6 protein-coding genes and 1 CRISPR repeat array are annotated in these 8,719 nt (G+C 57.4%); of the genes, 4 read left to right on the forward strand and 2 right to left on the reverse strand.

Features of this window, described 5'->3' with window-relative positions; translation table 11 throughout:
* Positions 1 to 387: cysteine hydrolase family protein (locus AC5E6N_RS02595; protein ID WP_491746345.1), on the forward strand; the 387-nt coding region annotated here is incomplete at its 5' end.
* Between the two features lie 16 nt (positions 388 to 403).
* On the opposite strand, the gene AC5E6N_RS02600 is transcribed toward AC5E6N_RS02595, so the two are convergent.
* Both AC5E6N_RS02600 and AC5E6N_RS02605 read right to left on the reverse strand, forming a co-directional pair.
* Positions 404 to 1,576, reverse strand: a complete 1,173-nt coding sequence (locus AC5E6N_RS02600; RefSeq protein WP_491746346.1) for a CaiB/BaiF CoA transferase family protein — start codon at positions 1,574 to 1,576, stop codon at positions 404 to 406.
* Between the two features lie 105 nt (positions 1,577 to 1,681).
* Positions 1,682 to 1,882, reverse strand: coding sequence for a hypothetical protein (locus AC5E6N_RS02605; protein ID WP_491746347.1), 201 nt, complete (start codon positions 1,880 to 1,882; stop codon positions 1,682 to 1,684).
* Positions 1,883 to 2,493: 611 nt separating this feature from the next.
* Between AC5E6N_RS02605 and cas9 the strand changes: the two genes are divergently transcribed.
* From cas9 to cas2, 3 genes are all read left to right on the forward strand, one after another.
* The gene (gene cas9, locus AC5E6N_RS02610; protein ID WP_491746348.1) at positions 2,494 to 5,823 is read left to right on the forward strand and encodes a type II CRISPR RNA-guided endonuclease Cas9; all 3,330 of its coding nucleotides are present in this window, start codon (positions 2,494 to 2,496) and stop codon (positions 5,821 to 5,823) included.
* A 67-nt stretch (positions 5,824 to 5,890) separates the two neighbouring features.
* Positions 5,891 to 6,811: a type II CRISPR-associated endonuclease Cas1 gene (cas1, locus tag AC5E6N_RS02615; RefSeq protein WP_491746349.1), complete on the forward strand. Its 921-nt coding sequence runs from the start codon at positions 5,891 to 5,893 to the stop codon at positions 6,809 to 6,811.
* Entirely contained in the window at positions 6,808 to 7,182 is a 375-nt protein-coding gene (gene cas2 / locus AC5E6N_RS02620; protein ID WP_491691296.1) for a CRISPR-associated endonuclease Cas2, read from the forward strand. The genes cas1 and cas2 overlap by 4 nt, the downstream gene beginning before the upstream one ends.
* 72 nt (positions 7,183 to 7,254) lie before the next feature.
* Positions 7,255 to 8,675: direct repeats of the CRISPR family, unit length 36 nt; unit sequence AGCTTAGCCGTTCAGAAAACGCAGGCCAACCGCAAC.
* Positions 8,676 to 8,719 lie beyond the last annotated feature (44 nt).

Genomic DNA, 8,719 nt, shown 5'->3' on the forward strand with positions numbered 1-8,719 from the left:
CCGAAAGACAATCCCCTCTGGATCATGGTGCGAAGTCGGAAATCGATGGTATTGGGGACCGAGGGCGCGCAGCTTCATGAGAGCGTCGCGGCCCTTCCAGGAGAACTGGTGCTCAACAAGACATGTGTCGACCCGTTCCTGACGACCAATCTAGGCCAGGCGCTGATCAATGCCGACGTGAACACGCTGGTCATATTCGGCCTTTGGACGAATTACGTCGTCGAGGCCACCGCACGTCATGCCAGCGATATCGGCTATCGTGTCTTCATAGTCAGCGATTGCTGTGCCGGCAACGACGAAGAAAACCACAAGTGGGCGATGGAAAAAATGCTGCCCACGCTGGCCTACATTACAAAGACCGACGAGGTGCTGGAGGCGCTTGCCTAACCTGGTGGTCGCAACTCTATTCGGGAGGAAGACGTTCGCCCTCGACCCTCTGCCGCTCCGCCCAGTTGATATCGGCGTCGGACGGCAGCAATTCAGGAGCCGGCTTGTCAGGATGCTCCTCGGCACCGTCAACCCAGAACGGCGAACGGATCGACCGAAGCGCCCCTTCGCTTGGGTGCTCGATGTCCTGAAACAGTTCGACATCGGCAAGATGTGGATCATGCAAGAGGTCATCGAGCGAATTGACCTGCGTACACGGTATATCCAGTGCGCGCAAAAGGTCCATCCAGTCCGCCGTCGAACGCGCAGGCATGGCTTCGGCGACAACTGCATACAGCTCACCCACGCGTTCGCTGCGGCGCGCCGAATCCTGCACCCAGTCCGCCCGTGCCAGGTCCTCCCTGCCAACAGCATCCAGGAAACTGGCCCAGTGTTTGCCGCTGTAAGGCAGGAGGCCGATAAAGCCATCTCTTGTGGCATAAGGCCTTCGATGCTCGGAAAGAATCCGATTGTAACCCAAGCTTCCTCTGGATGGTCGGAAAGTCTCCCCTGAAAGATGCTCAGCCATCAAAAACGACACCAGACCCTCGAACATCGGCGCTTCGATCACGCACCCTCTGCCGGTCCTTGATTGCTGGATAACCCCTGCCATCACAGCCATGGCGAGATGCAGTCCGCCAATCTTGTCGCACAGGATCGTCGGCAGGTAACGCGGTGCGCCGGTCTCATCGGCATTCACGGACGCGATACCGGATGCCGCTTGAATGATGTCATCATAGGCAGGCAGAGCCGCGTACTGTCCCTTGCTGCCATAGCCGGTGGACATGCAGTATACGAGCCGGGGATGGGTGTTCCGGAGCACCTCTGGATCAAGACCCAACCGTCTGGCAGCCGACGGTCTCATGTTGTGAACCAGGACATCGGCCTCCGCCAGAAGCGCCATGAAACGCCGGTGGCCGTCAGCGGATTTCAAGTCCAGCGCAATCGAACGCTTGTTGCGATTGAACGCCAGGTGACCGGCCCCCATGCCCCGCGATCTGGACGGCTGCACGTGACGGAAGATATCACCCGAATGCGGTTCGACCTTGATGACGTCCGCCCCGAAATCGCCAAGGTACTGAGTTGCGAACGGGCCTAGAACAACGGCCGTCAAATCAAGGACACGAACGCCTTTCAAAAGGTCATACATGGATGGTTGCGGTGCCTTTCATCTTGCGCGGGTTTGTTTGCCCGCCTAGTCGGCAAGATCGCAAACCAAGCCAGGCGGCGCAACAAAAAACGAAATATCATTTCGCTAGAGGAAATTATGACCCTTCGACATGTCCGAGTAGGACAAGGCGCCGTCCTGCAAGCGTGAAATCAGGGCTGACGGAAGCGCCGGGTCCTGGGTCGACGCCCGCGATACGGATGACGACGCGATGAAGCACTGGAAATAAACAAGAGCGCGCCGTCCATCGCAGATCGTAAAGGCCAGAACAGTCTCGACAACAAACAAAAAGCGCCCGCCGGAGCGAGCGCCTTATCTGGTGCATATCTCAGCTTGTTAACGGCTGGACTGCGTTTTCTGAACGGACAAATAGTTGCAAGAAACGAGCGACCAGTCAAGTGTGATTCACTTGTAAGAAAATGGGCGCCAGCAGCGATTGTGAGTATCTGACTGAATCCAGAACCGTTCAGCCGGACAAAAACGCAGTACAAAGTGCCCGATGGGAGAAGCCTGTTGTATCGCCGCCATACATGGAACTTGAAATCCCATGTATGGCAGGCTATTTAGCCGTTCAGAAAACGCAGTCCAAACCGCAACTACAAACTCACATACCCGAAAATGGAATATGTGGGGATGTTGTTGCTTGCCGAGTTTGGACGCCCGGCAAGACTTGGTTTTTCGTCACGCCCCTACAGATGTGACTAGATCGGCCTCGCTTGGTTTGGACCCAAGCGAGGCGTGATCGACTCATCAATTACGCTTGCCATTTACCCATGTCAAGCTTTGATTCACTATTCCTTACAAACTATATACCCGAAATTTCGATCTGAAAAGCTTGCGTTGATAGCTCTTTAGTTGTATAGGCTGTCATGCTTCAATTAATAATCATATAGCACAAGATGAAAACATTAGGCATCGATCTCGGCACAAACTCAATCGGCTGGGCTCTCATCGAAACAAACGGAGAGCCCGGTGAAATCGGCGAAGGTCGCATCGTCGATATCGGCACACGCATCTTTTCCGCCGCCGATATGGCCGGGCGTGATGCGAAATCGAAGGAATCGCTTGCTGTCGCGCGCCGGCAGGCGCGGACCATGCGCCGTCAGCGCGACCGGAGGCTGAGGCGCAAGGATCGCCTCTTAAAACAACTCACAGAATTCGGCTTGATGCCGGAGGACAAGTCAGAATGCGAAAGGTTGGTCCGCGACACCGGCGACGGCAAGGGCGGTGACCTGTCGAACAGTGTTCTGGCGCTGCGGGCGAAGGCGCTGGACGAGCCGTTGACCCCGCACCAGCTTGGCCGCGTTCTGTTCCAGATGAACCAGCGACGCGGCTTCAAATCCAACCGCAAGACCGACGGCCGCGACAACGAGGCCGGAAAGATAGCTTCGGGCGTGTCGCGCCTGCAACATGCCATGGCTGCCGAAGGCGCCCGCACCTATGGCGAGTTCCTTTACAAGCGGCGGCAGGCCGGCAAATCCGTGCGCACCCGGTTGCGGCCGGTGAGCGAATTCAGCAGCGATCCGGAATTGAAGGGCGACGGCTACGAGTTCTATCCCGACCGCAGCGAACTGGAAGACGAGTTCGACGCGATTATGGAGGCGCAGGCTGGGCATCATCCGGACATGCTCACCCCAAAACAGATCGATGCGCTGCGCGAAACCATCCTGTACCAACGCGACCTGGTGCCGCCGAAAGTCGGCAAATGCAGCTACAATCCCGATGAACAACGGCTGCCCAAGGCACATCCGCTGTTTCAGGCCTTCCGGCTCTATAAGGAAGTCAACGAGTTTGCTCTGATCGGTGAGGATCAGAACCCGGTCAAGCTGACGCCGGAGCAGCGCGATATCCTGGTTCTCAAGCTCAAGGGCGCGAAAACCGCCGGTTTTCCGGCGCTGCGCAAGCTTTTGAAGCTCGGCCCGGAATTTCGTTTTAACAAGGAAACCGACAACCGTACCAAGCTGGAGGGCGATGTCATCGCCGCCGCGCTTTCGCACAAGGACTGTTTCGGCCCCGCATGGAGCGAAAAATCAACAGATAAGCAATGGTCCATCATCGAAAGACTGCGCGAGGAGTCCGATCCGGAGACACTGCGCGCCTGGCTACGTGATGATTGCGGTCTGGACGACGAGCGCGCCGACGCGGTGATGAAAGTGCAATTGCCTGAAGGCTATGGACGGCTCGGGCCGTCGGCGCTCGCCAACCTTCTCGATGCGCTGAAGCATGACACGGACGAGGATGGTAAGGTCATCACCGAGGCTGCGGCCGCGATCAAGATCTATGGCCGCACCAATGCGGAGGACGACCCCGACCGTGAAGCCCTCAGATATCTGCCGAAATATCAGGAAGTCTTGACCCGGCATATTCCGCCCGGCGAAGGCTCCGTCAGCGCGCCGCCCGGCGACAAGGATCCGACCTATGACCGCCATATGGGCCGCATCACCAACCCGACGGTGCATATCGCGCTCAACCAGTTGCGCCGTGTCGTCAACGCGATCATCCGCAAGCACGGCCGCCCGGACCGTATCGCCATCGAACTCGGCCGCGAGTTGAAACTCACCGACAAGCTGCGCGATGAAGTCAACCGGAAGATCGGCAAGAACACCAGAGACGCCGGGGAACGGTCCAAGAAACTGGTGGAGGAACTCGGTCAGCCTGACACCGGCTATAACCGTATGCGGCTGAAACTGTGGGAGGAACTCAATCCGGACCAGCCGTTGAACCGTGTCTGCATTTATTCCGGGGAGCCGATCAGGATCGGCGACCTTTTCACGGCCGAAGTCGATATCGATCACATCCTGCCCTATTCGCGCACGCTGGACGACAGCCAGGCCAACAGGCTGCTTTGCAAGGCGCGCGCCAACCGGGTGAAGCGCAATCGCGCGCCGTCGGAGGTGACGGAATGGGACGGCGTCTACGACGACATTCTGGCGCGCGCCGGCAACCTGCCCAGGAACAAGCAATGGCGCTTCGCGCGCAACGCCATGGACCGCTTTGCCGATGAGGAAGGGTTCGCGGCGCGCCAGTTGACTGACATGCAATACGTATCGCGCATGGCGCTTTCCTACCTCGCCGCGCTGTATCCGGCCGAGCAGGCTGACATCGATGGCGTGTTGCGGCGTCACAATCGGGTCCGCGCCCTGCCCGGGCGCATGACGGAAATGCTGCGCCGCAAATGGGGACTGAACGAAATTCTCCCCGATCACAATTACACAGAAGCGGTGAAACCGAAGAACCGCAAGGACCACCGGCATCATTCCATCGATGCCTTTGTCATCGCCTGCACCAGCCGCGCGATGATTCAGAAAATCGCGTCAGCATCGGAGGAAATCGAGGCGCAAGGAACGGAAAAGGTGCTGTCGAAGATACCCGATCCGTGGCCCGGATTCCGCGACGAATTGCGTGAGCGGGTGCAGGCTTCCGTGGTCAGCCACAAACCGGATCACGGCACGGTGTCCCGCAAGGGCTACGCCGAGGGGAAAGGGCAGACCGCCGGGCAATTGCACAACGATACCGCGTACGGGTTTACCGGAGAGAAGGACGACAAGGGCAACGATCTCGTCGTTCGCCGCGTTCCGATCACCGAGATAAAGAAAGCTGCCGACATATTCAGGATTCGCTGCAACAACCATGGTCACTCTGAATTGCGTGACCGGCTTTGGGAAGCAACGCGAGATCTTGAAGGCAAGGCCTTTGAAAAGGCAATCCTCGATTTCGCCAGTACCGATGCGAAATTCAAGGGCATCCGTCATGTGCGGATCGTCGAGCCGCTGAAGACGATTCCAATCCGCGACAAGTCCGGGCGGGCCTATAAGGGCTACAAGGGCGACTCGAATTTCCGCTACGATGTCTGGTGTCTGCCCAATGGCAAATGGGTGGCCGAGGTGGTGTCGACATTCGACGCGCATCAGCCCGGCTGGACGTCGGCAGTGCGGGCGGAGAACCCGACCGCCAGGAAGCTGATCAGCCTTCATCAAAACGACATGGTGGCGATTGAGCGCGATGGCGGGCGGGTGGTCTGTCGGGTGGTCAAGTTCAGCAGCGCGGGCCAGTTGACCTTGGCCGAGCACAATGAGGCCGGCGCGTTGAAGGCGCGCGACGCCGCGAAGCCCGATGAGGATCCGTTCAAATATATATACACATCCGGCAAAGGTTTAAGCCGGTTGAAGGCCCGCCAGGTCCGCATCGACGAAATCGGCCAGGTCTACGATCCCGGACCCCGGGTCTGAGGTTGGTCGTTTACCATTTCCTAAAGTTGTCTGCACTTCGGAATGCAATCCATGGTAATTTTTCGCCATGGAACGCATCGTCGATATCTCCACCGAAGATCTGCACCTTGGCATCCATCGCGGATTCCTGACGATTGTCAAAGATCGCGAGGAGATAGGCCGCATTGCACTGGATGATATCGGCGGCCTGATCACCCATGCGCACGGCCTGACCTGGTCCAACACCGTTTTCGTGCGGTTGTCGGAGCGCAACATCCCGGTTGTCATCTGCGCATCGAACCATGCGCCGGTCACATGCCTGTGGCCGATCGAGGGCCATCACCTTCAAGGCGCCAGGATGCGTGCCCAGGCCGATGCGAAACTGCCGCTCAAGAAGCAGGCCTGGCAGAAGATCGTCGCCGCGAAAATTCGCAATCAGGGCGCTGTGCTGCAATCGGCTGGCCATGAGGCCGGCGCTTTCGAGATGCTGGCCAGGAAGGTTCGATCCGGAGACCCCGATAATCTCGAAGCGCAGGCTGCGCGGCGCTACTGGCCGATGCTGATGGGCGAAGAGTTCCGCCGCAATCGTGATGGCGGCGGCGTGAACGGTTTGCTCAATTACGGTTACACCATTCTTCGCGCCATCATATCACGGGCGATTTGCGCGGCCGGTCTTCATCCGACGCTTGCCATTCACCATTCCAACCAGGGCAACGCCTTCGCATTGGCCGACGATCTCATGGAGCCCTACCGGCCTCTGGTGGATCGCATGGCGTTCAATCTGGCGCATGCGGGAAAGACAGAGGTAAATGTCGAAACCAAACAGTCATTGGCAAGTTTAGGGACGCTGGACCTGGATACTGCCGAAGGAACGAGTCCGCTGAGCGTCCAGGCATCACGTCTTGTGCACTCGCTCGCGACCTCATTTAACGGCGGCTCGGCAAAGCTTGATCTGCCACGTCCTCCCTCCCCGCTGGTCCTGGCCGGGCTCGGCCTCGAAGCGGAATGACGACCCTTTACACCGAGAAAAACAGAGAGGCTGGCGGCCCGACCCATTTGTCCGCTTACAGATTGATGTGGATGCTTGTTACCTTCGATCTTCCGGTAGAGACCAAGAAACAGCGCAAGGCAGCGCATGACTTCCGCATGTTCCTGCTTGATCAAGGCTTTGAAATGAGCCAGTTTTCCAACTATATTCGTTTTTGTGCCGGCAAAGAACAATTTGAAGCTCACACCCGGCGAATCGAATCGAACCTTCCCGAGCGCGGCGATGTTTTCATATTCCAATTTACCGACCGGCAATATGAGAATATTGTCCGATTCTCGGATCAGGCGCGACGGAAGCGTCAGAAAAATCCCGGCCAGTTGGCGCTTTTTTGACGTCTTAGTGCATTTAGCCGAAGCTGCGGCGACCCAAAATTCCTTTGAAATCAGAACCTTGGGCCGCCATGGAGCTTAGCCGTTCAGAAAACGCAGGCCAACCGCAACTGCGTCAATGTGAGCGCACCGCCGAAGCGGAGCTTAGCCGTTCAGAAAACGCAGGCCAACCGCAACATGAGCCCTGCCCTTTTGAGATCCATATTCAGCTTAGCCGTTCAGAAAACGCAGGCCAACCGCAACATGTTGGGCTATGACGGCATTCATTCGCATAGCTTAGCCGTTCAGAAAACGCAGGCCAACCGCAACCCATCGACGAAGGCTTTCAATTCGTCTGACAGCTTAGCCGTTCAGAAAACGCAGGCCAACCGCAACGAGCAAGCTTTCAGACAGCCTATGTTGCTGAGCTTAGCCGTTCAGAAAACGCAGGCCAACCGCAACGCTTTCGCATGCATACCGAGATATTTGTAGAGCTTAGCCGTTCAGAAAACGCAGGCCAACCGCAACTCCGGAATACCCGCCGACTTATGTCGAGTTAGCTTAGCCGTTCAGAAAACGCAGGCCAACCGCAACGGAGGCCGAAAAATATTGCGAGTTGAACAAAGCTTAGCCGTTCAGAAAACGCAGGCCAACCGCAACTCATTAAGCTGCGCAGACAGAAGGAATATGAGCTTAGCCGTTCAGAAAACGCAGGCCAACCGCAACAATAGATCGGCGTGACGCCGCTCGGCGCCCAGCTTAGCCGTTCAGAAAACGCAGGCCAACCGCAACTTCGCGCCACCGGAGTCGATGATCATGGCGAGCTTAGCCGTTCAGAAAACGCAGGCCAACCGCAACTGCGCGCATCGTCGGCGCCGTAGCTGACATAGCTTAGCCGTTCAGAAAACGCAGGCCAACCGCAACTGGTCAGCACGAGGTTCGTGTCGTCGGTGAAGCTTAGCCGTTCAGAAAACGCAGGCCAACCGCAACGCCGTCGAAGCGTGTTTGAAAAACGTATCGAGCTTAGCCGTTCAGAAAACGCAGGCCAACCGCAACCGCGAATGCCGGCGGGATATCGTCGAACAGAGCTTAGCCGTTCAGAAAACGCAGGCCAACCGCAACATGATGCGGACAAGGAAGAAGACGATGACAGCTTAGCCGTTCAGAAAACGCAGGCCAACCGCAACCGAGCACGGCCTGCGGAAATATGCGCATCAAGCTTAGCCGTTCAGAAAACGCAGGCCAACCGCAACGCCTGTTGCTTGACGACGGCCTCGCCGCGAAGCTTAGCCGTTCAGAAAACGCAGGCCAACCGCAACAGCTCGCAACGGTAAAAAAGCCACACAAGGAGCTTAGCCGTTCAGAAAACGCAGGCCAACCGCAACGCCCGTGCCTATCTGGGGTTTTCCGACGATAGCTTAGCCGTTCAGAAAACGCAGGCCAACCGCAACAAGACCGTATTGCCCTCAATAAACAGCGAAAGCTTAGCCGTTCAGAAAACGCAGGCCAACCGCAACTGGCTACGGCTCATTGAAAAATCGGTCGAAAGCTTAGCCGTTCA

It is taken from the genome of Hoeflea sp. (assembly GCF_984452065.1).

Coding starts and splice junctions, on each gene's coding strand:
- AC5E6N_RS02600 (WP_491746346.1), bottom strand. CDS start 1,576: ATGTATGACCTTTTGAAAGGCGTTCGTGTCCTTGATTTGACGGCCGTT.
- cas9 (WP_491746348.1), top strand. CDS start 2,494: ATGAAAACATTAGGCATCGATCTCGGCACAAACTCAATCGGCTGGGCT.
- cas1 (WP_491746349.1), top strand. CDS start 5,891: ATGGAACGCATCGTCGATATCTCCACCGAAGATCTGCACCTTGGCATC.
- cas2 (WP_491691296.1), top strand. CDS start 6,808: ATGACGACCCTTTACACCGAGAAAAACAGAGAGGCTGGCGGCCCGACC.